This window comes from Halomicrococcus gelatinilyticus (assembly GCA_024227995.1).
Classification (GTDB): Archaea; Halobacteriota; Halobacteria; order Halobacteriales; family Haladaptataceae; genus Halomicrococcus; species Halomicrococcus gelatinilyticus.
Genome location: CP100465.1, coordinates 180,547 through 206,952 on the forward strand (window position 1 = coordinate 180,547; position 26,406 = coordinate 206,952).

23 protein-coding genes and 2 pseudogenes are annotated in these 26,406 nt (G+C 67.7%); 12 read left to right on the forward strand and 13 right to left on the reverse strand.

The genetic code is table 11. From position 1 onward, the window contains the following. Nucleotides 1–223: 223 nt before the first annotated feature. Both NKT36_RS00905 and NKT36_RS00910 read right to left on the reverse strand, forming a co-directional pair. Nucleotides 224–499, reverse strand: coding sequence for a DUF6360 family protein (locus NKT36_RS00905; RefSeq protein ID WP_327052068.1), 276 nt, complete (start codon nt 497–499; stop codon nt 224–226). A 1-nt stretch (nt 500) separates the two neighbouring features. Next, nucleotides 501–1,540: pseudogene (locus tag NKT36_RS00910) on the reverse strand (ferredoxin--nitrite reductase); the annotation flags it as partial. Nucleotides 1,541–1,650: 110 nt separating this feature from the next. Between NKT36_RS00910 and NKT36_RS00915 the strand changes: the two are divergent. Beyond that, the gene (locus NKT36_RS00915; RefSeq protein ID WP_327053412.1) at nt 1,651–2,400 is read left to right on the forward strand and encodes an SAM-dependent methyltransferase; all 750 of its coding nucleotides are present in this window, start codon (nt 1,651–1,653) and stop codon (nt 2,398–2,400) included. 15 nt (nt 2,401–2,415) lie between these two features. Next, nucleotides 2,416–2,742, forward strand: coding sequence for a hypothetical protein (locus tag NKT36_RS00920; RefSeq protein ID WP_327053422.1), 327 nt, complete (start codon nt 2,416–2,418; stop codon nt 2,740–2,742). A gap of 123 nt (nt 2,743–2,865) precedes the next feature. On the opposite strand, the pseudogene NKT36_RS00925 reads toward NKT36_RS00920, so the two are convergent. Next, nucleotides 2,866–3,351 (reverse strand): annotated as a pseudogene (locus tag NKT36_RS00925) (precorrin-2 dehydrogenase/sirohydrochlorin ferrochelatase family protein); the annotation flags it as partial. Between the two features lie 466 nt (nt 3,352–3,817). Continuing rightward, a complete protein-coding gene (locus NKT36_RS00930) occupies nt 3,818–4,774 on the reverse strand; it encodes an alpha/beta hydrolase (RefSeq protein WP_327052069.1) in 957 nt (318 codons plus the stop codon). Nucleotides 4,775–4,959: 185 nt separating this feature from the next. Here NKT36_RS00930 and NKT36_RS00935 point away from each other — a divergent pair, with 185 nt between their 5' ends. After that, nucleotides 4,960–5,943 (forward strand): DUF4397 domain-containing protein, encoded by a 984-nt coding sequence (locus NKT36_RS00935; RefSeq protein ID WP_327052070.1) that lies wholly within the window; start codon nt 4,960–4,962, stop codon nt 5,941–5,943. A gap of 270 nt (nt 5,944–6,213) precedes the next feature. After that, a complete protein-coding gene (locus NKT36_RS00940) occupies nt 6,214–7,416 on the forward strand; it encodes a DUF4397 domain-containing protein (RefSeq protein WP_327052071.1) in 1,203 nt (400 codons plus the stop codon). A gap of 107 nt (nt 7,417–7,523) precedes the next feature. Here NKT36_RS00940 and NKT36_RS00945 read toward each other — a convergent pair whose 3' ends face one another. Beyond that, on the reverse strand, nt 7,524–8,009 hold the full coding sequence (locus NKT36_RS00945) for an acyl-CoA thioesterase (RefSeq protein WP_327052072.1): 486 nt from the start codon (nt 8,007–8,009) through the stop codon (nt 7,524–7,526). Between the two features lie 178 nt (nt 8,010–8,187). Here NKT36_RS00945 and NKT36_RS00950 point away from each other — a divergent pair, with 178 nt between their 5' ends. The 4 genes from NKT36_RS00950 to purM all read left to right on the forward strand — a co-directional run bounded on the left by NKT36_RS00950 (nt 8,188) and on the right by purM (nt 12,098). Further along, on the forward strand, nt 8,188–8,487 hold the full coding sequence (locus NKT36_RS00950) for a HalOD1 output domain-containing protein (protein ID WP_327052073.1): 300 nt from the start codon (nt 8,188–8,190) through the stop codon (nt 8,485–8,487). 150 nt (nt 8,488–8,637) lie between these two features. After that, nucleotides 8,638–10,422, forward strand: a complete 1,785-nt coding sequence (locus NKT36_RS00955) for a TraB/GumN family protein (protein ID WP_327052074.1) — start codon at nt 8,638–8,640, stop codon at nt 10,420–10,422. After that, nucleotides 10,419–11,030: a zinc metalloprotease gene (locus NKT36_RS00960; RefSeq protein WP_327052075.1), complete on the forward strand. Its 612-nt coding sequence runs from the start codon at nt 10,419–10,421 to the stop codon at nt 11,028–11,030. The genes NKT36_RS00955 and NKT36_RS00960 overlap by 4 nt, the downstream gene beginning before the upstream one ends. Before the next feature lie 87 nt (nt 11,031–11,117). Further along, on the forward strand, nt 11,118–12,098 hold the full coding sequence (gene purM / locus NKT36_RS00965) for a phosphoribosylformylglycinamidine cyclo-ligase (RefSeq protein WP_327052076.1): 981 nt from the start codon (nt 11,118–11,120) through the stop codon (nt 12,096–12,098). Between the two features lie 114 nt (nt 12,099–12,212). On the opposite strand, the gene NKT36_RS00970 is transcribed toward purM, so the two are convergent. The 6 genes from NKT36_RS00970 to NKT36_RS00995 all read right to left on the reverse strand — a co-directional run bounded on the left by NKT36_RS00970 (nt 12,213) and on the right by NKT36_RS00995 (nt 16,244). Continuing rightward, entirely contained in the window at nt 12,213–12,752 is a 540-nt protein-coding gene (locus NKT36_RS00970; protein ID WP_327052077.1) for a CBS domain-containing protein, read from the reverse strand. 42 nt (nt 12,753–12,794) lie between these two features. Continuing rightward, on the reverse strand, nt 12,795–13,187 hold the full coding sequence (locus NKT36_RS00975) for a DUF555 domain-containing protein (protein WP_327052078.1): 393 nt from the start codon (nt 13,185–13,187) through the stop codon (nt 12,795–12,797). A 147-nt stretch (nt 13,188–13,334) separates the two neighbouring features. Further along, nucleotides 13,335–13,826, reverse strand: coding sequence for a GNAT family N-acetyltransferase (locus NKT36_RS00980; RefSeq protein ID WP_327052079.1), 492 nt, complete (start codon nt 13,824–13,826; stop codon nt 13,335–13,337). 78 nt (nt 13,827–13,904) lie between these two features. After that, entirely contained in the window at nt 13,905–14,171 is a 267-nt protein-coding gene (locus NKT36_RS00985) for a DUF7410 domain-containing protein (protein WP_327052080.1), read from the reverse strand. Next, nucleotides 14,168–15,547 carry a hypothetical protein gene (locus NKT36_RS00990; RefSeq protein WP_327052081.1) on the reverse strand — a complete coding sequence of 460 codons (1,380 nt, stop codon included), beginning with the start codon at nt 15,545–15,547 and terminating at the stop codon, nt 14,168–14,170. Before NKT36_RS00990 ends, NKT36_RS00985 begins: the two co-directional genes overlap by 4 nt. 163 nt (nt 15,548–15,710) lie before the next feature. Continuing rightward, entirely contained in the window at nt 15,711–16,244 is a 534-nt protein-coding gene (locus tag NKT36_RS00995; protein WP_327052082.1) for an Rrf2 family transcriptional regulator, read from the reverse strand. A 182-nt stretch (nt 16,245–16,426) separates the two neighbouring features. On the opposite strand from NKT36_RS00995, the gene rocF reads away from it, so the two are divergent. Both rocF and NKT36_RS01005 read left to right on the forward strand, forming a co-directional pair. Continuing rightward, the gene (gene rocF / locus NKT36_RS01000; protein ID WP_327052083.1) at nt 16,427–17,347 is read left to right on the forward strand and encodes an arginase; all 921 of its coding nucleotides are present in this window, start codon (nt 16,427–16,429) and stop codon (nt 17,345–17,347) included. Between the two features lie 74 nt (nt 17,348–17,421). Beyond that, complete coding sequence (locus tag NKT36_RS01005; protein WP_327052084.1) at nt 17,422–18,081, forward strand: HAD family hydrolase; 660 nt, start codon at nt 17,422–17,424, stop codon at nt 18,079–18,081. Nucleotides 18,082–18,097: 16 nt separating this feature from the next. Here NKT36_RS01005 and gyrA read toward each other — a convergent pair whose 3' ends face one another. Further along, nucleotides 18,098–20,563, reverse strand: coding sequence for a DNA gyrase subunit A (gene gyrA / locus NKT36_RS01010; RefSeq protein ID WP_327052085.1), 2,466 nt, complete (start codon nt 20,561–20,563; stop codon nt 18,098–18,100). Continuing rightward, a complete protein-coding gene (gyrB, locus tag NKT36_RS01015; protein WP_327052086.1) occupies nt 20,560–22,476 on the reverse strand; it encodes a DNA topoisomerase (ATP-hydrolyzing) subunit B in 1,917 nt (638 codons plus the stop codon). The genes gyrA and gyrB overlap by 4 nt, the downstream gene beginning before the upstream one ends. A 358-nt stretch (nt 22,477–22,834) precedes the next feature. Between gyrB and NKT36_RS01020 the strand changes: the two genes are divergently transcribed. Further along, entirely contained in the window at nt 22,835–25,249 is a 2,415-nt protein-coding gene (locus tag NKT36_RS01020) for a DNA topoisomerase VI subunit B (protein ID WP_327052087.1), read from the forward strand. Continuing rightward, a complete protein-coding gene (locus NKT36_RS01025) occupies nt 25,246–26,337 on the forward strand; it encodes a DNA topoisomerase IV subunit A (protein WP_327052088.1) in 1,092 nt (363 codons plus the stop codon). The genes NKT36_RS01020 and NKT36_RS01025 overlap by 4 nt, the downstream gene beginning before the upstream one ends. Nucleotides 26,338–26,406 lie beyond the last annotated feature (69 nt).

Sequence of the window (26,406 nt, forward strand, 5' to 3'; positions counted from 1 at the left end):
GACACTTCAGCCGTCTACTTCGCGTCGGCGTTCTCGAAGGCCCACCGAGACCAGGACGACTGAAGAGTCGCTCGACGTCACTGTCAGGGCCGTCTGCCCCCCTGCGCTGGGTTTCGGTAGCCCAGTGTGCGCTCGAACGGCGTCTGGACTCGTCCGATACGGAGGCGATGAACCACATGTCGCTATACCCAACGACGGGGGTGTCGGCGTCGAATCACTGCTCCTACGACTCCACCCTGTCGGCGTAGCATTCGAGTTCGTTCGCGAGTTCGCGGGCGCGGTCCGTGGAGAGCGACACGGTGTCGCCGTGGGCCGGCAGGTCGCCGAGTTTCGCGTTGTCGAGCTCGAGTTGCAGCGTCACGACGTCGGGACTTTCGACGCGAGGGGTGCTCACGTCCAGGATAGCGTCGGTCTCCTCGGACCAGCCGTGTCCTTCGGCCACGTCGCGGAACAGGTCGAACGTCGTGTAGTCGGCGACGCTCATGACCCGGTCGGCCATCTCAGTCGTCCCCCGATGCGGGCGCGTCCCCCGGACTCGTCGGCGCGGGACTGTCGTCCATCGCGTCGTCCTCTGCGTAGGGGTGCCACGTATTCTTCGTGTTGTGCATGACGGGGTCGTAGGAGGTCTCTTCCGGTTCGAGGAGTTCGGCCAGCGTCTCCTCGTCGCGGCCCGCGACGAACTCCCGGAAGGCCTCGCCGTCCTCGCGCTCGGCGACGAACCCCTGGACGAGGTTGCGGATGGCGCCGGACACCTCGTCGGCGGCGACGCGCTCGCGCACCCAGTCGGCGAACGCGGGATTCTCGCCGAGGCCGACGTCGAGCACCTCGACGACCTCGCCGTTGTTGCGCGTCTTCATCCCGCGGAGGCTCACGTCCGCTATCTGGGGTTGCGCGCAGGAAGCGGTCCAGTCCGAGAGGTGGACGTGAAGTTCTCGACGTCGTCGAGCAATGCGACGTTCTCGACCAGCCAGCGCGAGAACCGGACCTGCCGGTTCTTCGTCTCGACGATGGAGGGCGAGCAGAACTCGGTGCCGGTGCAGGCGATGGACCCGCGCTGGAACGGGTGCGGGTCGGGGCTGTAGCGCTCCAGGAGTGGCTCGTCGTTCAGGGCGTCGAGGTTCTCCTCGGGCACGTCGGTCAGCAGGAGGTTCTGGCGCTGGGTGAGCCGGACCTCGCCCGAACCGTACTGCTCTGCGATGTCCGCGAGTTCTATCGTCTCCGCCGCGCCGACGCGGCCGACGAGGACGTTCAGGCCGACGTAGAAGTTTCCGTCGCGCTGACGATGGACGCCGACGTGGTCCGCGTAACCGGGGTCGTCCGGGACGCCGGCGTTGCAGGAGTACTCCTCGCGCAGTTCGGTGCCCGCCGTGTGCAGTTCGAAGTCGACGTACTCCTCCTGGAGGACGCGCCGCAGTTTCGCCGGTCCCCACTCGTCGACGAGGAACTTGATGTGGGCCCGCCGGCGGTTCTCGCGGTTCCCGTGGTCGCGGAACAGCGCGGTGAGCCCTCCGAGCACGGCCACCACGTCGTCCTCCACGACGCGCTCGTGGGCGACGGCGTCGTCGACCGACACGCCGATGCGGTGGAGCGCATCGACGTGGGAATGACCCGAACGGCGAGCGGACGACCCAGGAGGATATCAACCGCCTGCTGGTCCGCCAGGCGCGCGAGGGGAACGACGTGGTCCGCCTGAAGGGCGGCGACCCGGCGGTGTTCGGCCGCGGCGGCGAGGAGGCCGAACATCTCGCGCGCGAGGGCGTGGCGTTCGGGGTGGTACCGGAGACCACGAGCGCCATCGCCGCGACCGAGGTCGCCGGCATCCCGGTGACCCACCGTGAGTACGCCTCGAGTCCGAGGGTCGTCACTGGGCACGAGGGCCCGACGAAGGCCCAAAGCGCCATCGACGGTGGCGCTCTCGCGGACTGCGTCGTCGCGGGCGGCACGCTCGTCGTCCTGATGAGCGTCGCGCGACTAGCGGACAACGCCCGCGCGCTCCGCGACCACGGCGTGCCGAAGACGACGTCGGCCGCCGTCGTCGAACGAGCGACTCACGAGGATGAGTTCACCGTCACCGGGACGGTCGACACCATCGACGAACGGAGCCGCGAGGTGGGCGTCGATACCGACCTCGCTCCTCGCGCGAGCGCCGCGATGGTCGACGAGGTGGGGTTCGGATTCTACCTCCAGTCGCGGGGCGAACCCCGGCGTCGACGTGCTGTTGCTCGCCCGGCAGACCCTCGGGTACGGTCGTTCGTCAACACCGTCGAGACGCTGGCGAATCTCGCCGACGCGGACGCACACCTCGCCAGCTTCTTCCACCTCTCGTTCGCCAGGAGGCTGGTCGACGCGCTCCGCAAGAGCGAGCAGGCGATCGACCGCGTCGTCGGGTTCCAGGGGTGAGAGAGCTACGACGACGTGCGGCCCGGCACCACGCGGTTCGCGGAGTGGGGCGGCGAGTTCCGCGACGGCGAACGTGAGACGGAGACGCTCGGCCTCGACGCAGACGCCGACGTGCTCGAGGTCGCCGACGACCGCGTCGATTCCGCACGGATCACTGAGTCCGTCCTGGCCTGCGACCGGACGGACGCGTTCGCCGACGCCGCTGCGGTCAACGCCAGCGTCAGGATCTACGCTCGCGGCGACGTCCATACGATGTGGGACGGCGTCGAACTCGCGAAGAAGACGCTCGCCGACGGCGACGCGGGCGACCGGCTCGCTGCGCTCCGGGACTTCGACGCCTGAGAACACTCCCCCCGACGTGGCGACGCGCGCCCCGTGCCGGGGGCGATAAACCGTCGAGCGACGCCGCCGCGACCCGCTCCGCGACCCCCGCACTTCCTCGACGTCGCCGGTCTCCCTGGCGACGCGCCAGACGCGCTCCGACGCCACGACGGCGCGCAGCGCGTCCCGCCGGGCTTCCGGCGGTCGGTCGCGCAGGTCTGCTGCGGCACGGGCAACCAGCCCCGCGCCAGCGACCTCCGGTTCGAGACGCCGACGGAGGTGTGCTCAGGGCGGGACTCAGACCGCGCGTCGCGACCGCAGCGAGGACGGGGACCGTCCCGGACCGCGCGTTCGACTGCCTCGTTCACCGCCGCGTCGTCCGTCGCTGCCACGACCAGCGCCGGGTCCGTCCGGTCGACCCAGTTCGCCACGTTCCTCCGCCCGGCCGCTTTCGCGTCCGCAACGGGGGCCGCGCGGACCATATCTACCCCGGGACGTACTCGTCGAACGCCGGCGAGACGACCACCACGTCGGCCTCGTCGGCGAACCGGCCGCCTTCCGCAGGCCGACCGGTCCGCCGCCGAAGACGAGCACGCGCTCGCCCTCGCGGTCGTGCAGGAGCGAGATCATCGTCCTCGGATAGCCAGGCAGGGGTCTTCTGCGTCTCCCTTCGGGTTTCCCTCCCGCTGGACGACCCGACCGCGTAGGACCTGCTGACGGGCGCGGTAAGTTCGACGCCCGTCGCGGGTCCGCTCTCGCGGGTGACGCCCCATCCCACCGCGCAGGCGGATCGTCCGGCGCGTCGTCGCGCTCGTGGTCCTGTCGACGTGAAGCGCCCTGTCGTTCATCCCCATCGATCCCGGCGGTCAGACCCCGCAGAGAGGATGACGTCGTTGGTCGATCCAGGGCCACAAGGTATAACATATTCTTAATTATAGCGAATTTGACTGGTTTGAGGCGCAACGGATGAACCGTATTTCGCTATATACAATTCCGGGCGTGATCCGCTCCCGACGACACACCCAGGACCGGCAGATGAGTGGTCGGGAGAGAACATGGACGACCCGGCGCTGAGGGCGGCGCGACGACGCGGGATTCAATCGAGAGTGTTCCGGAGTCGGTCGGCGACGGCGTCCATCGCATCGTCTGCGGTCGTCACGCTGTCGGTGAGGCTGAGGAACCCGTGCGCCATGCCGGGGTAGTGCTGGTGGTCGACCGGAACCCCCGCGTCGGACAGGCGCTCCGCGTAGGCGACGCCCTCGTCGCGCAGCGGGTCGAAGCCGGCGGTGACGACCGTCGCGGGGGGGAGGCCGGTGACGTCGTCCGCTCGAAGCGGGGACGCGTAGGGGTTCGCCGCGTCGACCGGACTTCGAAGGTACTGCTCCCAGAACCACTTCATGTCTGCGCGCGAGAGCAACGGTCCGTCCGCGTTCTCCGCGTAGGAGTCGGTGTCGAACCCGTGGTCGGTGATGGGGTAGAGCAGGGACTGCGCGGCGAGGTCCGGGCCGTCGAAGTTCCGTGCACGGAGCGCCGTCGCGGCCGCGAGGTTCCCGCCGGCACTCGTGCCGGCGACGGCGATGCGGTCGGCGTCGCCGCCGAAGGACTCGACGTGGTCGGCCACCCAGGCGAGTGCCGCGTAACCGTCGTCCACCGCGGCGGGAAAGGGGTGTTCCGGCGCGAGGCGGTAGTCGACGGAGACCACGACGCAGTCGGCCCTGACCGCCAGTTCCCGGCAGACGCCGTCGATGGAGTCGAGCGTCCCGAGCATCCATCCCCCGCCGTGGTAGAAGACGACGACCGGTCGTTCGGGTATCGCTCCGGCGTCTACCTCACCTGCTTCGGAGAACTCGGGGCGGTAGACGCGGATCGGGATATCGCCGTCCGGCCCGGGGATCGAGAGGTTCCGGACGAATCCGACCGGCCTGACGTCGCCGGACGTGAACACCTCGTCCTCGACGCGGCGTGCCGATTCGACCGACAGCGCGTGCCAGGGCGGGACCCCCGCTCGTTCTATCTCGGCGATCGCGGTAGCCATCTCCGGGTCGAGTTCCATACGCTCCCTCTCGGGGGCACGAAAGTTATAGTTCGGCCACGCGAGGACGCGTCGACTTCTCTGGCGCCAGCGTCCGTATCTCCACCCTAACCGCCGGTAATTTCTGTTATACGGCATCAACGACAGGGTTCTCCGGTGGACGGTCGTCGCGTTTTATCCGGGTGCCTGGCGGAGACGTGACCGGAATGAGAACGAAACGATCGACGCGAACAGCGACAGTTGGACTCATCGCGGTGTTGCTCGTCGGATACGCCGGCGCTGGCGTTGCGGTCGCAACACAGGACGATGGCGGGACTACGAACGTCCGGGTGGCACACATGTCGCCGGACGCCCCGGCCGTCGACGTCCTGGTCGACAACGAGACGGCCGTCGAGAACCTCTCGTTCGGTAACGTCACCGACTACCTGTCGGTGCCGGGTGGCGAGCGGAACGTGACGATAACCGCCGCGGGCGACCCGAGCACGGTCGTCTACTCGGACAACGTCACGTTCGAGGCAGGCACGAACTACACCGTCGTCGCCGCCGGTGAGGTCTCCGAGGGCGCGAACACCACGTTCCAGCCACTGGTCCTCGAGGACAACTTCACCGTTCCCGGGCCAAACGAGGCGTCTGTCCGACTCGTCCACGTCGCACCTGATGCGCCGCCCATCGACGTGACCGTCCCCGCGACGAACCGGACGCTGTTCGACAACGTCTCGTTCGGCGAGGCGACCGACTACGTCTCCGCCCAGCCGGGCTCCTTCGAGGTCGAGGTGCGCGCAGCGACCGCGAACGACACCGGCCAGGTCGTGCGGACGTTCAACCTGTCCGTCGAGGGCGGCACGGTCTACACCGCCTTCGCGGCCGGATACCTGAACCCGCAGGACGCGCCCGCCGACGTGCCGCTCCAGGCCATCCTCGTCACCGACGCGACGAGCGGAGCGAACCAGACGACGGCAGGCAACGCCACGACGGCCGCAGGGAACGCGACGACAGCGGCAGGGGCGGCGACCGAGACTGGCACCGCAACCGAGACCGGTACTGCGACCGGAACGACGACCGAGGCAGGCATGGAGACCGGTACTGCAACCGGAACGACGACCGAGGCGGGGATGAACACCGAAACCGAAACGGGGACGACGACCGAGACAGGCATGGAGACGGGAACTGCGACCGGAACGACGACGTAGAACTCGCGAGGCAGGGGCCGGCGTCGGGATTCCGACTCCCGCTGACGCCGACGTTCTGGACTCCGTCACCTCGCTTTGTCGTCGGTGAAATCGCCCACAATCGCCGAATACCTGGACGCAGTGGTCGTTTCCGGTTGGATTTCGGCGATCGTGGGCCGAGGTAATTCCCGTTACGGAGGTAGCGAATCGGCGACGGCCCCAGTACCGAGCCCGTTTCTGCTATGCACGGTCGCACCATTTTAACCGCGACTCCCTCGAAGAGAGGAGTCGATGAGGGGGAAACACACACATAGAACGGTAGCGGTAGCACTCGTGACACTACTACTGGTGGGGTACGGCGGGGTGGCCGGCGTGTTGGCCGGGTCGGCGTCGCAGTCGGACGAGGAGACGAACGTCCGGGTGGCACACATGTCGCCGGACGCCCCGGCCGTCGACGTCCTGGTCGACGACGAGACGGCCGTCGAGAACCTCTCGTTCGGCAACGTCACCGACTACCTGACGCTCGCCCCGGGTGAGGCGAACGTGACGATAACCGCCGCGGGCGACCCGAGCACGGTCGTCTTCTCGGACGAGATCACGTTCGAGGCCGGCACCAACTACACCGTCGCGGCGACCGGCGAGGTAACCGAGGCCGCTGAGACGACGTTCGAGCCGGTCGTCTTCGAGGACGACTTCACCGTTCCGGGGCCTGACGAGGCGTCGGTCCGGCTCGCGCACGTCTCGCCCGACGCGCCGGCCGTCGACGTGACGATAGCGGAGACGAACGAGACGCTGTTCGACAACGTCACGTTCCAGGAAGCCACCGAGTACGTGAACGTTCCCGCGGGCGACTACACGCTCGAAGTCCGCCCGGCGACCGAAGACGACGACGGCGAGGTCGTCGCGGAGTTCGACGTCTCGCTCGAAGGGGGTACAGTCTACACGGCGTTCGCGGCGGGGTACCTGAACCCCGAGGACGCCCCGGTCGATGAGCCGTTCCAGCTCATCACGGTCGTCGACGCGGAAGGTGAGAAGGTGACGACCACTGAGGCCGCGCCGGAGACGACTACGACTGAGAAGCCGGTGGAGACCACTACCGAGAAGCCAGCGAAGGAGACTACGACGGAGAAACCGGCAAAGACAACCACCACGGAGAAACCGGTGGAGACTACGACAACCGAGAAGCCAGCGAAGGAGACTACGACGGAGAGACCGGTGGAAACCACCACGGAGAAGCCGATGGAAACCACCACGGAGAAGCCGATGGAGACTACGACAACCGAGAAGCCAGCGAAGGAGACTACGACGGAGAGACCGGTGGAAACCACCACGGAGAAGCCGATGGAAACCACCACGGAGAAGCCGATGGAGACTACGACAACCGAGAAGCCAGCGAAGGAGACTACGACGGAGAAGCCGGTGGAAACCACGACGAAGAAGACAGAGCCGATGACCGAGACGACTGAGAAAACCGACGGCGGCGGCGACTACTGACGACGCTCCGTTCTCATTGCAGTTCGACGGGACGCGCCTGACGGCGCGTCCGGACTGCTCACGGGTCGACGGCATCCGAGAGGGCGAGGTCACTCGGCGGATTCGACTCAGTCGTCCTTGATGCGCTCGGCGACGCTCTCGAGTTGCTCCATCCGCTCCTCTCTGGCGGCGTCCCGGAGCGCCTGCTGGTTGTCGGTCGGGCACTCCAGTTCTGGAACCGGCGTCGGAGAGCCCGATTCGTCCAGCGCGACGAAGGTGAAGACGGAAGTGGTCGTCTCGCGCTCCTCGTCGGTCCGGGGGTCCTCGGCCCGGACGTTCACCTTCACGTCGACGCTCGTGTTGCCCGTCGAGAAGACGAACGCCTCGACGACTGCGACCTCGCCGCGGTCGATGGGGCTGATGAAGTCGACGTGGTCCATCGAGGCGGTGACACACTGGTTGCCGGAGAAGCGCATCGCCGCGATGGCCCCGCAGATGTCCATCCAGTGCAGCACCGCGCCACCGAGCGCGCGTCCGAGGTTGTTCGTGTCGTTCGGCAGCAACAGCTCCGTCATCTCCGTGTACGAGTCCATCAGCGTCGCGGTCTCGCTCATGACCGGGCGTTCGCGTGACGGTCACTTAGTTCCCGTCCGTCCCGCCCTTCCCGGTCGAACGCGAGTCGCCACAGGGGCGCTCCGGTACCGCCGACATCGTCCCGCCTGCACGGGGTCGATTTAAAGGATGGGCCATTGAACGGACAGGCCCTTGCTCGTCTCGTTCGACGTATCCAGCATGCCACGACCGCGATCGACGGCAGACTCCGATTGGGCCGTCACGCTCCAACACTCCTGGAACGACGAGACGTCGCTCGTCGAGACGGTCGTCCGGGCGCTGGTTGCCGCAACCGACGACCCACCCGAGTCGTTCACGCCGATACATCGCTGCGTCGACGTCGACGCTCTCGAACGGATCTTCGCTCCACGTCCCGACGGAACGCCGCGACCGGACACCGCCGCGACGACGTTCACCGTCGACGGCCACGAGGTTCTCGTGGAGAGCGGCGGTCGCGTCGCCGTTCGCCCGGTTCGCTGACGACGGCTGCTGACGGTGGCCGCCGGTCGCCGACGAAGGGCGTCCCGTCGGTAGTCGGCCGCCGTTCGGCTCAGTTCGGGGGACAGGCTGGCGATAAAAAATTGCTCTTTCACCGACAACGGTAAAAACGGAGGGCGAGAAAAGTGGATAATGACCGACCAGAACCCGCCGTCGTCCACGAACGACGACGGGAGCGTACGCGTCGTGGGGACGGCCCACGTCTCCGCGGAGAGCGTCGAACGCGTCGAGGAGGTGGTCGAGGAAGAGCAACCGGACACGGTGGCGGTCGAACTCGACGAGAGTCGGTACAAGCAGATGCAAGGGGAGGTGGCGGACGACCTCGAACCGGCCGACCTGCTGCAGGGCAACACCGTCTTCCAGTTCATCGCCTACTGGATGCTGTCGTACGTCCAGGCCCGGATGGGCGAGCAGTTCGACATCGAACCGGGTGCGGACATGAAGGCCGCCGTCGACGTCGCCGAGCGAGAGGGCAGCGACGTCGCGCTGGTCGACCGCGACATCCAGATGACCATCCAGCGCTTCTGGGCGCGGATGACGTTCCGCGAGAAGCTACGGATGGTCGGCAGCCTCGCCCTGGGGGTGACCGACCCGCTCACGCTGGGCGTCCTCGGCGGCGCGATGGTCGGGGCCTTCTTCGCCCTCCTGTTCGGCATCTTCCTCGCGCCGCTGCTCGGCATCGGCTCGCTGCTCACGCTCGGGGCGGGCGCTGGCACGCTCGAACTCGTCGGCGGGGTCGTCGGCGGTACGGTGGCCGGCGTCGGCCTCGGTGCGTTCGCGGTGTCGATGGGTGCGACCCGGCGGTACGACGTCGCGCTCGCTGCGGGCGGACTGCTCGGCCTGATCGTCGGGGCGGCGGCCGGCGTCGGCGCGGTGACGGTCGTCGGCGCTGCCACCCTGGAGTCCATCGGCGCGATAACGCTCCGGTCGCTCGTCGCCATCGCCGGCGGCGTCGGGGTGGGTCTCGTCGGTGGGGCCGCGCTCGGCGTCTTCATGGGGACGGGCGTGCAGACTGACCTGGACGAGGGCGACCTCTCCGACGTCGACGACGGCGACCTCTCGAACCCGGACGTCCTCGCCGCGATGAGCGAGGAGGAGGAGTTCGACATCGAGGACCTGACGGACGTCGACGTCATCACCGCGATGATGGAGGAGTTCCGGCAGTTCTCGCCTGGCGGCGCGGAGGCGCTCATCGACGAACGCGACGCGTTCATCGCCCACCGCCTCGTCCAGTTGCGCGAGGCGGGCCGTGACGTGGTCGCCGTGGTCGGTGCCGGCCACCGCGCTGGCATCGAGGAGTACCTCGAGTCGCCCCAGACGCTCCCCCCGATGGAGTCGCTGGTCGGCGTCGAGACGGGGCGGCGCTTCTCGCTGTTCAAGATATTCGGATACCTCATCTCCGCCGGGTTCGTCGCCTTCTTCGTCCTGCTGTTCATGGCCGGCGTGCGCAACACGTTCCTCGTCAAGGTGTTCGCCGCGTGGTTCCTCTTCAACGGCGTCTTCTCGTTCGCGCTGGCGAAGCTCGCGGGCGCACACTGGGGGAGCGCGCTCGTCGGCGGCGCGATCGCGTGGCTGACCAGCGTCAACCCGCTGCTCGCTCCCGGCTGGTTCGCGGGCTACGTCGAACTGAAGTACACGAGCGTCAACGTCTCCGACATCGCGACGCTGAACGAGATCATGAGCGACGAGGAGAGCCCGCTCTCGGACCTGGTCGGTCGGATGATGGACGTCCCGCTCTTCCGACTCATCGCCATCGTCGCGATGACCAACTTCGGGAGCATGATCGCGACGTTCCTCTTCCCGTTCGTCGTCCTCCCGCTGCTCGGGCCGGAGGTCGGCGGCGTCGACCGCATCACCCAGCTGATGATAGAGGGCGCTCGCAACAGCGCCGACCTCATCGTGGAGGCCGTGACGTGAAGTTCAGCGGCCGCGAGGTCCGCGACCTGCTGGTCGCGTGGCTGGCGCTCGGCGTCGCCTTCACCTTCTTCTTCGAGCGCGACCTCGTCCGCGCGCTGATGAGCGGCGGCGTTCCACCGGTGCAGTTCGGTAGCGTCCTCGTGCTCTCGCTGACGACGGCCGGCGTCGCCTTCCTCCTGCACGAACTCGCGCACAAGGTCGTCGCCGTGCGGTTCGGCCAGCTCGCGGAGTTCCGCGCCGACTACGGTATGCTCTTCCTGGCCGTCGCGGGCGGGCTGGCGGGCTTCCTGTTCGCCGCGCCCGGGGCCGTCTACCACCAGGGTCGGTCGACGCTGCGCGAGAACGGTCTCATCGCGCTCGCCGGCCCGGTGACGAACGTCGCACTCGGGTTCCTCTTCCTGCCGCTGGTGTTCGTCGGGGGCTTCGTCACGGACGTCGGCTACCGCGGCGCACAGATCAACTTCATCCTCGCCGGCTTCAACATGCTCCCCTGGGGACCGCTCGACGGCAACACGGTCCGGAAGTGGAGCACCCCCGTCTTCGTCGCAGTGCTCGTGCCGACGGTGCTGCTCGCGCTGTTCGTGATGTTCCCGACGCTGTTCCTGTAGCGCACTTTCGCCGGTTTCGACGCGTCGACGGGTACCAATGCGACGCAGAACGGCAGACATTTACTCCCGGCACGCGCCGGTTCGACCATGAGCGAGGACGAGGACGCGGAGCTCACGTACGCCGACGCGGGGGTAGACATCGACGCGAGCGAGGCGGCGACCGCCGCGCTGGTCGGCGCGGTCGGCGACATCGACGACACGACCGACTACGCCGGACTGCTCGACATCGGCGACCGGTACCTCGCGCTGGCGACCGACGGCGTCGGCACGAAACTGCTCGTCGCCGAGGCGCTGGGCGACTACTCGACGGTCGGCGTCGACTGCATCGCGATGAACGCGAACGACCTGGTCGCGGCGGGCGTCGAACCCGTCGCCTTCGTCGACTACCTCGCCGTCGAGGAGCCGAGCGAGGAGTTCTCCGAGCAGGTCGGCGAGGGCCTGGCGGCCGGCGCGGAGGAGGCCGGCGTCGCCCTCGTCGGCGGCGAGACCGCGGTGATGCCCGACGTCATCAGGGGGCTCGACCTCGCAGGTGCGTGCGTCGGCCTCACGCCGAAGGACGCCGTCTTCCCCGGCGAGGCCGAGGCCGGCGACGCGCTCGTCGGCTTCCCCTCCAGCGGCATCCACTCCAACGGGCTGACGCTCGCCCGCGAGGCGGCGACCCGCAACCACGAATACACCGACCCGTTCCCGTACGGCGACCGCTCTATCGGCGAGGAACTGCTGGAGCCGACGCGGCTCTACACGTACCTTCTCCCGGCGCTGCGCGACCACGACGTCCACGCCGCCGCCCACGTCACCGGCGGCGGGTGGACCAACCTCTCCCGGATGGGTGAGTTCGAGTACGACGTCACCGACCCCTTCCCGGCACAGGACGTCTTCGCGTTCGTCCAGGAGGAGGGCAACGTCTCCGACGAGGAGATGCACCGGACGTTCAACATGGGCACCGGTTTCGTCGTGGCGCTTCCCGCCGACGAAGCCGAGTCGCTGGCCGACGCAACTGACGGCCGGGTCGTCGGCGAGGTCGGCGAGGGCGACGCGGTCGAGATCCGCGGGCTGACGCTGTCCTGATCGGTTACGCCGGCGGACTTCGTATCGCAACCGTTCCAGAAGGCGCTCGTTCTCCACGCCGTCGAACGGCGGAGCCGACGAGAGCAGTACCGTCGTCGACGCGAGGCCGGACGTTCAGGAGAGTCGTGCGGCGACGTCGGCCTCGGTGACGATGCCGACCGTCTCGCCGCCTTCGGTCACCATCACGGCCTTGTAGTGGTCGAGGAGGTTCGATATCTCGTTGAGCGTCGCGGACTTCGAGACGGTCGGGAAGCTCTCGGCCATGAACTCCCGGACGGGCTGGTCGCGGGCGTCCTCGTCGACGTGCACGAGGTCGCCCTGGCTGATCGAGCCCACGGGGACGCCCTCGTTGATGACCGGCAGTTGCGAGTACCCCGCGTCCTGCATCTTGCCCACCGCGTCGCTGACGGGGTCGGACGGGGCGACGCTGACGACCTCCTCGTGCAGCAGGTCCTCCGCCCGGACGACGTCGCCTTCCGACTCCTCGAGCGCGTCGATGATGCGGGTGAAGGTAGAGAGCCGAGGGTCGACGTCGTCGCCCTCGATGCGGGCGATGAGGGGTTGTGAGACGCCCGCCCGCTCGGCCAGTTCGCTCTGTGTGAGTCCCAGGTCCTTCCGCCGTTCGCGGATGTCCTGGGTCGTCGGAATCTCCATACCTGAGATAACCCGAGGTTATGGGATAAAACGTTCGACTCGCTAGACGTCGCCAGCGTCGTCCGTACCGCCGAACTCGATGTCCTCGTCCTCACCGAACTCGATGGTTTCGACGACCGACAGCGGGACGTCGCGGAGCGCGCCGCCGATCTCGCTCTTCGCGATGCGCTGGGCGTGCTCCTCGCTGTCGGCGTTGAACACCTTCATCTCCAGGACCAGACCGACGAGCGCGGTGTTCGCCGCGATGAACGCGGAGTCGAACGGCTCGCCGCAGGCCGGACAGCCCGTCGCTCCTACCTCGACCTCCACGTAGTCCATGTCCTTCTCGTTCAGTCGCTTGCCGGCTTCGCTGACGGCGACGCCGATGGCGTCGTCGATGTCCTCTACGTCACGTACCAACCAGGCCGCCTCCATCGCAACGAGGTAGTTGCTCATACCAGAGCGGTTGCTCCCGAGGGTTTCGTGTCTTTTGGTTTCATCGCCGCCGTCGCCGTGGACTACCGTACCGTCGCGGTGGTCGACCCGCCCCGTCGCCGGCGGGACACCCGACCCGTCGCGTTCACGGTCCGTCGGTCGCGTCCGTCACCCGTCCTCGGCGGACAGGTCCTTCTCCATCTCGACGACGTCGAGTTCGACGCCGCCGGTGGTCGCGTGCGTCTGGACCCGCTGGCGCTCGTAGCCCGCACGCTCGTAGAACGGCACCGCGTTCAGGGAGGCGCGCAGCGTGAGGGTGGGCTGGCCGGCGGCGTCCGCTCGCGATTCGAGGTCGGCGAGCAGGGCGGAGCCGACGCCGGTCCGGGCGTGGTCGGGGTGGACGTACACCGCAGTCACCGTGCCGTCGTCGAGCCTGATGCGGCCGAACCCGGCGACCTCGCCGTCGCGCTCCGCGACGACGATGGCTGTCGATTCGTTCCTGACCGACTCCCGGAACGACGCGACCCCGAGCGGCCGGTGGGCCCACGCGTCCACCTGTTCGTCGTCGTATGTCGCTGGCCCGAACGCGCGGATCGACGCGACGTGGACGTCGAGGACGTCACCGACGTCCCCGTCTGTGGCTGGACGAACGGTTGGCACGACGCGGGGTACGACGACCCCCGATAAAGCTCCGTTGGGGGACGAGGACGCACGTTCAGGACGGAGCGGGGACGCCCGTCAGGTGACGATGGAGTAGGTGAAGAGGAAGGCGAAGTAGAGCACGACGAGCAGGGCGACCATCTTCAGCCTGAAGATGCGGAGGTCGGCCGTCTCCTCCTCGTAGGCCTCGCGGAACGCGGCCACCTCCTCGTCGTCGAGCGCGTCCCCATGTTCGATGCCGCGGTGGAGGACGAGATGCTCCTCGTCGCGGAACGGGCGTCCGCAGTAGCCACAGTCGTGGGACGATTCGCCGGCCGGAACGTGGGTTTCGAGGTCGGTGGTCATACGTACGGTGGGTCGACGGGCGGCTGGGAGACGATCCACATGCTGGTCATCGTGTACAGTATCATCACCACGACGAGCGCGTACTGGCTCCGGACCGCCTGCAGGCGGCCCGGGAACAGTCGGTAGGCCGTCGTGTGCGCCACCCAGACCGCGAGGAGGTGGCCGAGCAGGACGAACGACATCTCCAGCCCGCCGAACCAGGCCGGCAGGACGAGTCTGACCGCCGTCGGCGGGTCCAGCGGTGCGGAGAGCGCGCCGGCCAGTGCCGGCGACAGCGCGAGGAAGTAGTCCAGATAGTGCGCGAGGTGGTAGCCGGCCGCGATGGGGAGCAGCGACGGAGCGAACCGTCGCGCGATGGCCATCGGGGTGAGGTACGTGTCGGCCGACCGTCGCGATATCGACGTCGCCAGCCAGTAGACGCCGAGGAAGAGCGCGTACCCGCCCAGCAAGGCCCCCAGGTAGGCGACCCGCGCCGGCACGCCGCTCTCGACGACGGGGCGGACGGCGTCCCCCCAGAGGCCGGTGGCGACGAGGCCGTCGTAGGTCGTCACCCACAGGAGCGCGACGACGAACGCCACCTCGTCGACGCCGGTGACGAGTTTCGTCTCGGCGAGTCGCGCGCCGGGCAGCGTCACCTCGATGCCCGATTCGGTCCGTCGAACCGGCGCGACCCGGCCGTAGTAGCGGAACACGCGCGCGACCGGGTCGACCGTGTCGAACCACCGGTCGGTGCCGAAGACGGTGGTGCCCGCGAGTGTTACGGCGGTGTAGACGAGCACCACGGTGGCGAGCAGTTCGGCGTCGGACGCGAGCGGGCTGACGACCTCCAGCCAGACGAGCGCGAGCAGGCCGACGACGCTGGGCCACGCGCCCAGCCGTTCGGGGTAGTCGGCCCCGAGCGTCGGCAGCAGGTCGCCCAGCGTCCGCCAGGGGTTCAGCGCCGGCCAGGCGTTGCCGACGAGGTAGGTCGTCGCCGTGAACCCGGCCCACCAGCCGACCCAGACGACGAGGATGGCGAGGTTCTGCTCCGGGGTCGACGGCCCGACGAGTCCGACAGCGACGACGGCCACCAGGCCGACCAGACCCACGCCGCGCGTGACGAGCGCGAGACGGTCGTCGAACGTCGGCGACCGCTGTCGCCAGTCGTGGATGGCACCGATGAGGGTCCGGTCGGTGACGAAGCTGGCGAGGAGGAAGGAGGCGCTGACCACGCCGCCGCCCGTGAGCAGGAACAGCCACAGCGGAACGGAGAGCGACCCCGACGACGCACCGCGGAGGCTCCCGCCGTGAGCCAGCGCCCGTCCCGTCGGACCGGCGAGGAGCGTGGTCGCGGCCAGGGCGAACGCGAGAAGTCGTGTCCGTGTTCGACCGCTCATCGGTGGCGGTAGGGGCGTCCGCCGATAATACCTTCCGGAACTCGTCGAGCGGCGTCGGGGAGCCTTCCCGACGGCGAGTTCTGCGGTACCGAGTAGCGAGGCGAGGAGAAGAGAGCCAGCGGTCGAAGACGAGGCGCGAACGGAGAACGGAACGCGAGACCGTTCAGTGGTCGGGCTGCTCAGCGGGCGCTTCCATTCCTGATATCTTGAGGATGAGGATGTTCTGGGTGTCGTCCTTGCCGTCGACGGTGCCCTCGACGACCAGCTTCGACAGCGGCGTCGGACCGACGGTCACGTCGTCGCCCTCGTGGAAGTCGCGGACCGACCCGCGGAGGTGGATCTCGGCGCGACAGAGGTCGGGATGGTGGACGCTGGTGAGACCGATCTCCTTGACGTTCGCCTCCTCGACCTCCTCGCCGTTGTGACGGAGTTCGACCTCGGCGGCGTCGTCCATCTGCTGGACGTCGAGGGCCTCGTAGGCGTTCGCGGTCGGCTTGTACCCCCCTTTCGGACCGGGGACGCCCTCGACGAGCTGGAGCGCCTTGAGACTCTGCATCTGGTTGCGGATGGTCCCCGGATTCCGGTCGACCTCCTCGGCGATGTCCTCACCCTTGACGGCGTCCTCGCTCTCCCGGTGCAGGTTTACGAGCGCCGTCAGTATCGTACGCTGGCTCGAAGTTAACTCGATGCTCGACATTGTGGGAAACTTGGTAATAGATTTCCTTAAATGCGATGGTGTGAACGGAGAGTTACAGGAAATCGACGTTTCCGCTCGACGTTCGTCAATCCTGCGATGTCGACGGGCGGGTCGGTCGACGACGATCCGTCTCGCGCGGCCGAATGGGGGCCTCTTTTCCCCCTGCGCTCGTTGGCTGACGTATGAACAGAACGGTCCAGATCATCGGTGCACCGGTCGACTACGGGGCGAACCGACGCGGCGTGGACATGGGTCCGTCCGCGATCCGCTACGCCGGCCTCGGTGACCAGCTCGACAGTACCGGGGTCGAGGTCGTCGACGCGGGCGACCTCCTCGTGCCGCGCGCGGAGGAGCGAGACCCAGAACGGGAGTCGCCCGAGGAGGGAAAGGCGAAGTTCCTCCGGGAGACCGCCGACGCCTGCGCCCGGCTTTCGGACGAGGTGGCGGCGACCATCGCGGACGGCGCGTTCCCGCTGGTGCTGGGCGGCGACCACTCCATCGCGATGGGGACGCTCGGCGGGTCGGCCCGCGACGCCGACGTCGGCGCCGTGTGGTTCGACGCCCACGGCGACTTCAACACGCCGCGCACGTCGCCGAGCGGGAACGTCCACGGGATGCCTCTGGCCGGCGCCCTCGGCGTCGGCGACTTCGCGGACACCGAGTGGGCCAACGCCCCGCGCCTGCGGGAGGAGAACGTCGTCATCGTCGGCTTGCGGAGCATCGACGACGACGAACGCGAGGCCATCCGGGACAGCGAGGTGACGGCCTACACCATGTCCGACATCGACGAGCGGGGCATCACCCCCATCGTCGAGGAGGCCCTCGACGTCGCCACTGCGGGCGTCGACGGCATCCACGTCAGCCTGGACCTCGACTGGCTCGACCCCAACGAGGCCCCTGGCGTCGGGACGCCCGTCCGCGGCGGTGTCACGTACCGCGAGGCCCACTCCGCCCTGGAGACCGTCGCTCGCCGCGACGAGCGCGAGGGCGTCCTCCGCTCGCTCGACGTCGTCGAGGTGAACCCCATCCTCGACGAACACAACGAGACGGCCGAACTCGCCACCGAACTGGCCGCGAGCGCGCTCGGCAAGCGCATCCTCTGAGCCGGACCGCTCCCGCCCATCGTAACGGCCGGAACACCGACATTATGATATAGATAGCTCGACGACCCGCGAGCGTGACCGACTACGACGCCATCCTGTTCGACAACGACGGCGTGCTGGTCGAACCGCCGACCGACGAGAACCTGCTCGCCGCCGCCGAGTCGGCGTTCCGGGCGGTCGGCGTCGACGACCCGGACACCACGCACGTGGACGAGATAATCCGCGGCGTGACGCCCGACAGCCTCTACGACGTCTGTTCCGCCTACGACGTCGACCCGCAGGAGTTCTGGCACGTCCGCGACACCCACGCCTCCGAGGCGCAACTGGCCGAGTTCCGCGAAGGGAGACGAACGCAGTACGACGACGTGGCGGCCATCGAGGACCTCGCCCACGACCTCGGCATCGTGAGTTCGAACCAGCACCGGACCATCGAGTTCATCCTCGACTTCCACGAGTTCGGCGACCTGTTCGACACCTACTACGGCCGCGGAATGGGCGTCGAGGACCTCCACCGGAAGAAACCGGAACCGCACTTCCTGGAGCGCGCGCTCGACGACCTCGGCGCGGAGTCCGCGCTGTTCGTCGGCGACAGCCAGAGCGACGTCGAGGCCGCCCACCGCGCAGGCCTCGACTCGGCGTTCATCCGGCGCTCCCACTGCGCGGACGCGACGCTGTCGACCGAACCGGACTACGAGGTCGAGGACCTCTACGACGTGGTAGAAATCGCGCGATAGAACGGCCGGACGCTGCTTACTCGTCCGCGGCGTCCGCTTCGTCCTCGGCGTCCGGCGTCGGCAGCACGTCGACGCTGGCGACGGCGTCGCCGCCCTCTATCTCCATCACCTTCACGCCCATCGTGTTCCGGCCGACCTCGGAGACGTCGCCGGCGCGGATGCGCATGATCTGGCCGTCCTCGCTCATCACGACGAGGTGGTCGTCCGCGGCGACGCTCTTGACGGACGTCACCGGACCGTTCCGGTCGCCTGTCTTGATGTCGACGAGGCCCATGCCGTTGCGCGACTGCGGGCGGTACTCGGCGAGGGGCGTCCGCTTGCCGTAGCCCTGGCGGGTGACGGTGAGCAGGTCGCGGTCCCCGCCGTCGGCCGCGACGACGCCCACGACCTCGTCGTCGTCCTGGAGGTCGACGCCGTGGACGCCGCGGGCGCTACGTCCCATCTCGCGGACCTCGGATTCGTCGAAGCGGATGGTCATCCCGCCGCTGGTCGCCAGCACGAGGTCCTTCGTGCCGTCGGTGACCTCGACGTCGACGAGTTCGTCGCCGTCCTCAAGTCGCGCGGCGATGATGCCGGTGGAGAGGATGTTCTCGAACTCGTCGGCGTCGGTCCGCTTGACGTAGCCCTGGCGGGTGACCATCGTCAGGCACTCGTCGTCCTCGAACTCGTCGGTGGTGACGACGGCGGTGATGTCCTCGCCGTCGTCGAGGTCGAGGAGGTTGATGGCGGACTTGCCCCGTGCGGTGCGGGACATCTCGGGAATCTCGTAGGTCTTCAGGCGGTAGACCTGCCCGTGGTTGGTGAAACAGAGCAGGTAGTCGTGGGTGTTGGCCCGGAACACCTTCGAGACGCGGTCGTCCTCCTTGATGTCGCCGCCGATGATGCCCTTGCCGCCGCGGCCCTGGGCGTCGAACTGGTCGACGGGCATGCGCTTGACGTAGTCCTGCTCGGTGACGACGACGAACACCTCCTCCTCGGCGATGAGGTCCTCGCGGGTCACCTCGTCGGTGGCCTCGACGATGCTCGTCCGGCGGTCGTCGTCGTACTCCGCCTTGACCTCGCGGAGTTCGTCCTTGATGACGCCGAGCAGTTCCGACTCCTCTTCGAGGATGGTCTCCAGGCGGTCGATGCGCGCCTGGACGTCCTCGTACTCGTCCTCGATCTCGGCGGCCTCCAGGGAGGTGAGGCTACCGAGCTGCATCCGGACGATGTGTTCGGACTGGGTCTCCGAGAAATCGAACTGGGCCTGGAGCGCCTCGCGAGCCTCGTCGCGGTCCTCGGCGTCCTGGATGAGGTCGACCACGTCGTCGATCTCCTCCAGCGCGCGGAGGCGACCTTCGAGGATGTGGGCGCGGTGTTCGGCCTCCTCGAGTTCGTGTTCGGAGCGCCGGCGGACGACCTCGCGCCGGTGGTCGACGTAGTGTTCGAGCGTCTCCTTGAGGCTCAACACCTTGGGCTGGCCGTCGACCAGCGAGAGGTTGATGACGCCGAACGTCTTCTCGAGGTAGTGGTCGAGCAGCTGGTTCTCGACCACCTCGGCGATGGCGTTCTGCTTGAGTTCGACGACGACGCGGATGCCGTCGCGGTCGGACTCGTCGCGCAGGTCGCGGATGCCCTCGATGGTGCCGTCGTTGACGAGGTCGGCGATCTTCTCGACGAGGCGCGCCTTGTTCGTCTGGAACGGCAGTTCCGTGATGACGATACGGTCGTCCTGGACCTCGTACTCCGCGCGCACCCGGAGCCGACCGCGGCCCGTCTTGTACGCCTGGTGGATGGCGTTCTTGCCGACGATGTTCGCGCCGGTCGGGAAGTCCGGTCCCTTGACGTGTTCCATCAGGTCCTCGACCGTGGCGTCGGGGTTGTCGATGAGCTCGATGGTGGCGTCGACGACCTCGCCGAGGTTGTGCGGCGGGATGTTCGTCGACATCCCGACCGCGATGCCCGACGACCCGTTGATCAGCAGGTTCGGGACGGCGGCGGGCAGCACCTCCGGCTCCTGGAGGCGGTCGTCGTAGTTGGACTGCCAGTCGACGGTGTCCATGTCGATGTCCGCCAGCAGCTCCTCCGCGATGGGTGCCATCCGGGCCTCCGTGTAACGCATCGCGGCCGGCGGGTCGCCGTCGACGCTGCCGAAGTTCCCCTGGCCGTCGATGAGCGGGTAGCGCATCGAGAAGTCCTGGGCCATCCGGGCCAGCGCGTCGTAGATGGACTGGTCCCCGTGGGGGTGGAAGTCACCCATCGTGTCACCCACGATGTTCGAGGACTTGCGGTGGCTCGCACCGCTGGTGACGCCGGACCGGTGCATCGCGTAGAGGATGCGCCGGTGAACGGGCTTCAGCCCGTCGCGCACGTCCGGCAGCGCGCGCCCCGCGATGACCGACATCGCGTAGTCGATGTAGCTCTGCTCCATCTCGTCTTCGACCCGGACGTTGTCGATCCGTTCGGCGACCTCGTCGGGTACGTCTGGTACGTCCGAACTCATATGTCGACCCACTCGGCTTCCGTGGCGTGCTCCTGGATGAACTGCTTGCGTGGCTCGACGGCGTCACCCATCAGCACGGAGAACATCTTGTCCGCCGCGGCGGCGTCCTCGATGGTGATCTGCTTGAGGATGCGGTTCTCGGGGTTCATCGTCGTCTCCCAGAGCTGCTCGGGGTTCATCTCGCCGAGGCCCTTGAACCGCTGGACCTGGGAGGGTTCGCCGTCGCACTTCTCCTCGACGATGCGGTCGCGTTCCGCCTCCGTCATCACGTCGTACGTCTCGCCGCGGTGGCGGATGCGGTACAGCGGCGGCTGGGCCGCGTAAACGTACCCGGCTTCGAGCAGCGGGCGCATGTAGCGGTACAGCAGCGTCAGGTACAGCGTCCGGATGTGCGCGCCGTCCACGTCGGCGTCGGTCATGATGATGATCTTGTGGTAGCGCGCGTCGTCGATGTCGAACTCCTCGCCGATGCCCGTGCCGACGGCGGTGATGAAGTGACGGATCTTGTCGTTCTCCAGCACGCGGTCGAGGCGGTGCTTCTCGACGTTCAGCACCTTGCCGAACAGCGGGAGGATGGCCTGGAACTTGCGGTCGCGTGCCTGCTTTGCCGACCCGCCCGCGGAGTCGCCCTCCACGACGAACAGTTCCGCCTCCTCGGGGTCGCGCGTCTGACAGTCGGCCAACTTCCCGGGGAGCGCGGTCGAGTCGAGCGCGTTCTTCCGGCGGGTGAGCTCCTCGGCCTTCTTCGCGGCCTTGCGTGCCTTCGCGGCCTCGACCGCCTTGGCGACGATGGCCTCGGCGGTGTCGGGGTGCTCCTCGAAGAACGTCCCGAGACCGTCGTGCATCGCGCTTTCGACGATGCCCCGGACCTCGCTGTTGCCGAGTTTCGTCTTCGTCTGCCCCTCGAACTGCGGGTCGGGGTGTTTCACCGAGATGACCGCAGTGAGTCCCTCACGGATGTCCTCGCCCTTGAGGTTCTCGTCGAGGTCGGCGAGCAGGTCGTTGTCGTTCGCGTAGTCGTTGACGACCCGGGTGAGCGCGGTCTTGAACCCGGTGAGGTGGGTACCGCCCTCGCGCGTGTTGATGTTGTTGGCGAACGCGTGGATGGAGCCCTGGAGTTCGTCGGTCGCCTGCATCGCGACCTCGACCTGGATGTTCTCCGCCTCGTCCTCGAAGTAGATGACGTCGCGGTGCAGCGGCGACTTCGTCTCGTTGAGGTACTCGACGAACTCGCGGATGCCGCCCTCGTAGTAGAACAGGTCGCCCTGTTCGTCGTCGCGTTCGTCCTCCAGCGCGATCTCCACGCCGGAGTTGAGGAAGGCGAGTTCGCGGAGGCGGCTCTCGAGCGTCGAGTAGGTGAACTCGGTGGTCTCGAAGATGTCGTCGTCGGGCCAGAACCGGATCTCGGTCCCGGTCTCCTCCTCGTCGTCGAGGGGTCGGACCTCCTCCAGTTCACCCTGGGGTTCGCCGCGCTCGAACGCCTGTCGCCAGAGCGTCCCCTCGCGCCTGACCTCGACCTCGAGGCGCTGGGAGAGCGCGTTGACGACGGAGACGCCGACGCCGTGCAGACCGCCGGAGACCTGGTAGGACTTGTTGTCGAACTTGCCGCCGGCGTGGAGGACCGTCAGGATGACCTCGACGGCGGGTTTGTCGTACTCCTCGTGCGTGTCGACCGGGATGCCCCGGCCGTCGTCGGCGATGCTGACGGAGTCGTCCTCGTGGACGGTGACGTCGATGGTGTCACAGTGGCCCGCCAGTGCTTCGTCGATTGAGTTGTCGACCACCTCGAACACGAGGTGGTGTAACCCGCGAGAGTCGGTAGAACCGATGTACATCGCCGGACGTTTCCGGACGGCCTGGAGCCCTTCCAGGACCTGTATCTGCCCGGCTCCATACTCATTTGCGTCGCTCATAAATCCTGATTTATCGTAGGAGCTTCCAACTGATAAAGGTCACGCACGCGCGCGCATGAAACCCAAAAATAGGGCGCCAGCGAGAAAGAACAGCCCGACGCCGCGTTGGAACAGGCCAGCGACGCATCAGAATGTGGGGGGAACGGCGAGAGAGCAACTGACGGCGGGTACAGCGGGCTCGGTGATGACCCACCGTCGAAGTGGGTCGGTGTAGTGGCGGAACGGCACGGACGCGACTGGTCACCCTGCGACCGGAGCGATGGAACGAGCGGCTCCCCCGACGCCCGCCTACACTTTCACTTTCACCGCGGACCACCGCGGCAGTTTTAACGCCCCCGGCGATAATTACGAGCGAAGAATGCCTTCGATGCAGTCGACGCTCGGCGACGAGGGGATCGCCGAGGAGCTGGCCGAGAGCCAGCGACAGATCTCCATCGCCGAGTTCTTCGAGAAGAACAAGCATATGCTCGGGTTCGACAGCGGGGCCCGCGGCCTTGTAACGGCCGTGAAGGAGGCCGTCGACAACGCGCTCGACGCCACCGAGGAGGCCCGGCTGGACCCGCCGGACATCTACGTCAAGATCGAGGAGGCCGGCGACTACTATCGGCTCATCGTCGAGGACAACGGCCCCGGCATCACCCGCGAACAGATACCGAACGTCTTCGGGAAGCTGCTGTACGGCTCGCGGTTCCACAAGCGCGAGCAGTCCCGCGGCCAGCAGGGTATCGGCATCTCCGCGGCGGTGCTGTACTCCCAGTTGACCAGCGGGAAGCCCGCGAAGGTCACCAGCCGGACCGAGAACAGCAGCACGGCCCAGTACTTCGAGCTCATCATCGACACCGACGAGAACGAGCCGGAGATCAAGAAGGAGGTCGAACTCTCGCCGGGCGAGAGCGACCTCAACCCGACCCACGGCACCCGCATCGAGATGGAGATGGAGGCCAACATGCGGGCCCGCCAGCAGCTCCTCCGGTACATCAAGCACACCGCCGTCGTCAACCCGCACGCTCGCATCCGGTTCAAGGAGCCGAGCATGGACGACGAGCAGGTGTTCGAGCGGGCCGACGGCTACGAGATGCCCGCCGAGACAGACGAGATCCGCCCGCACCCGCACGGCGTCGAACTCGGGACCGTGCTGAAGATGCTGTCGAACACCAGCTCGCACAGCGTCTCCGGGTTCGTCCAGGAGGAGTTCACGCGCGTCGGCAAGAAGACCGCCGACAGCATCGTCGACAACTTCCGCGACCGCCACTTCGGCCGCGAGCTCACGTGGCGCGGCCCGCAGGCTCACGACGAGGAGGACGTCGAGGCTGCCGTGACCGACGCGGTGGCGAACAAGGGCGCAGACGCGACGGCGGCATTCGCCGAGCGCGTCGCCGCCGCAGTGGCGGAGCGCGAGCCCATCGGCCACTCGCAGCTCGAAGCGGCGGTGGCCGACGCCGCCGAGGCGGTCGGCGAAGAACACGGCGTGACGTTCGGCGACACCGTCCAGGCGAACGCGGTCGAGGCCGCCTGGGACGCCATCGTCGCCGACCGGACCGCCGACCTCTACCGCATCGTCGACGAAGCGACGACGACCCGCAAGGACGACGAGACCGTGCAGGCGCTGGCCGAGCGCCTCGCCTCGCAGTTCGACCGCGAGGAGTCGGTCGACCGCGCGACCCGCGACGAACTCGTCGAACTCGTCGACCGCGCGGCGGACAACACCGAGGAGTACGCCGACGCGACGTTCGGCGAGACGGCCCGCGAGAACGTCGTCGAGGAACTCTGGTCGGCGATGGTGACCGTCCCGGACGACGTGCCGCTGGTCCGCGAACTCGTCGACGACCGCGACGCCAGCAGCGAACTGCTGGAGGCGATGCGGGAGACGGACATCATCTCCCCGCCGACCGACTGCCTGTCGCCCATCACGGACGAACTCGTCGAGGCGGGGCTCCGGAAGGAGTTCGACGCCGACTTCTACGCGGCGTCGACGCGCGACGCCGACGTCCACGGCGGCGACCCGTTCATCGTCGAGGCGGGCATCGCGTACGGCGGCGACCTCCCCGACGAGGGCGAGGCCGACGTCATGCGGTTCGCCAACCGCGTTCCGCTGGTCTACCAGCGCGGGGCCTGCGCGACGACGGACGTGGTCAAGTCCATCGGCTGGCGCAACTACAACCTCGACCAGCCCGGCGGGAGCGGCATCCCCCAGGGACCGGTCGTCATCATGGTCCACGTCGCTTCGACGAACGTCCCGTTCACGAGCGAGAGCAAGGACGCCATCGCGAACGTCCCGGAAATCGAGGACGAGATCGAACTCGCCATCCGGGAGGCTGCCCGAGAGCTGAAGTCCTACCTCAAGAAGCGCCGGTCGCTCCAGCAGCGCAAGCGCAAGCAGAACGTCATCGCTTCCATCCTCCCGGAGATGGCGACGAAGCTGGCCGAGGTGACCGGCCGGGACGAGCCGGAGTACGGCGACGCGCTCGCCCGCATCATGAACAACGTGCTGGTCGAGCGGACGGTCGAGGACGGCGCGGTGAGCCTCGCCGTGGAGAACCACACCTCCAGCAACGAAGCGGTCGACGTGACCGACATCGTCTCCGCCGAGCCGCGGAACCTCTCCGACGGCGCGACCGCCGTCGACATGGACGGGGAGTGGTTCATCAAGTGGTCGCCGGAAGTGGAGAGCGGCGAGACCGCCGAACTGACCTACGAGACCGACCCGGACGCGTCGTTCGACACGGCTGACGTGGCCGGAATCGAAGACGAGCTACTCACCAACAACACATGAGCGCAGACACGGAATCCGACGCCCGCGAGCAACTCATCGAACTCGCGGAGGAGTTCTACGACCAGTTCGAACAGGGCGAAGTGCCGCGGATGAACCTCCCGACTCGGACCAAGAGCAACATCGAGTACGACGAGGAGGACGAGGTGTGGGTGTACGGCGACCGCCAGAGCACCCGCAGCGCCAAGAGCGTCCGCGGCGCCCAGAAGCTGCTGAAGGCAATCTACACCATCGAGTTCCTCTCGACGCAGCTCCAGGAGGAGCGCTCGTCCACCCTGCGTGAGCTGTACTACCTCTCCGAATCGTGGGACGCCAACGAGGCGCAGTTCAACGACCAGGACGAGTCGAACCAGATGGTCGAGGACCTCGAGATCGTCTCGGACGTCACCCGCGAGGACTTCCACATGCGGCCCGAGGAGTCCGGCGCGACCATCATGGGCCCGCTGCACCTTCGCGAGCAGACCCGCCGCGGCGAGCGCGAGATACACTGCCAGAAGGACGTCGGGGAGGGCGGCTACCAGATCCCGAACAATCCCGACACGATCGAGTTCCTCGACCACGACGCCGACTTCGTCCTCTGCGTCGAGACCGGTGGTATGCGCGACCGCCTCGTCGAGAACGGCTTCGACGAGGAGTACAACACCATCGTCGTCCACCTCAAGGGCCAGCCGGCCCGGGCGACACGTCGCATCACCCGACGGCTCCACGACGAACTCGACCTGCCGGTCACTGTGTTCACTGACGGCGACCCGTGGTCGTACCGCATCTTCGGCTCGGTCGCCTACGGCTCCATCAAGTCCGCCCACCTCAGCGACTACCTCGCGACCCCCGACGCCAGGTTCATCGGCATCCAGCCGGAGGACATCGTCGAGTACGACCTGCCGACCGACCCCCTCTCGGACTCCGACGTGAACGCCCTGGAGTCCGAACTCGAGGACCCGCGCTTCCAGTCCGACTACTGGACGGAGCAGATAGAGCTCCAGCTCGACATCGAGAAGAAGTCCGAACAGCAGTCGCTGGCGTCCCACGGTCTCGACTTCGTCACCGAGACGTACCTGCCCGAGCGCCTGGACGAGATGGGCGTCCTGTAGCTGGGCAGTCCGTTCCGACGGCCGAGCCTCTCTCCGTCCCGCCGTTCTCACCCGCGATTGCCGCCAGCA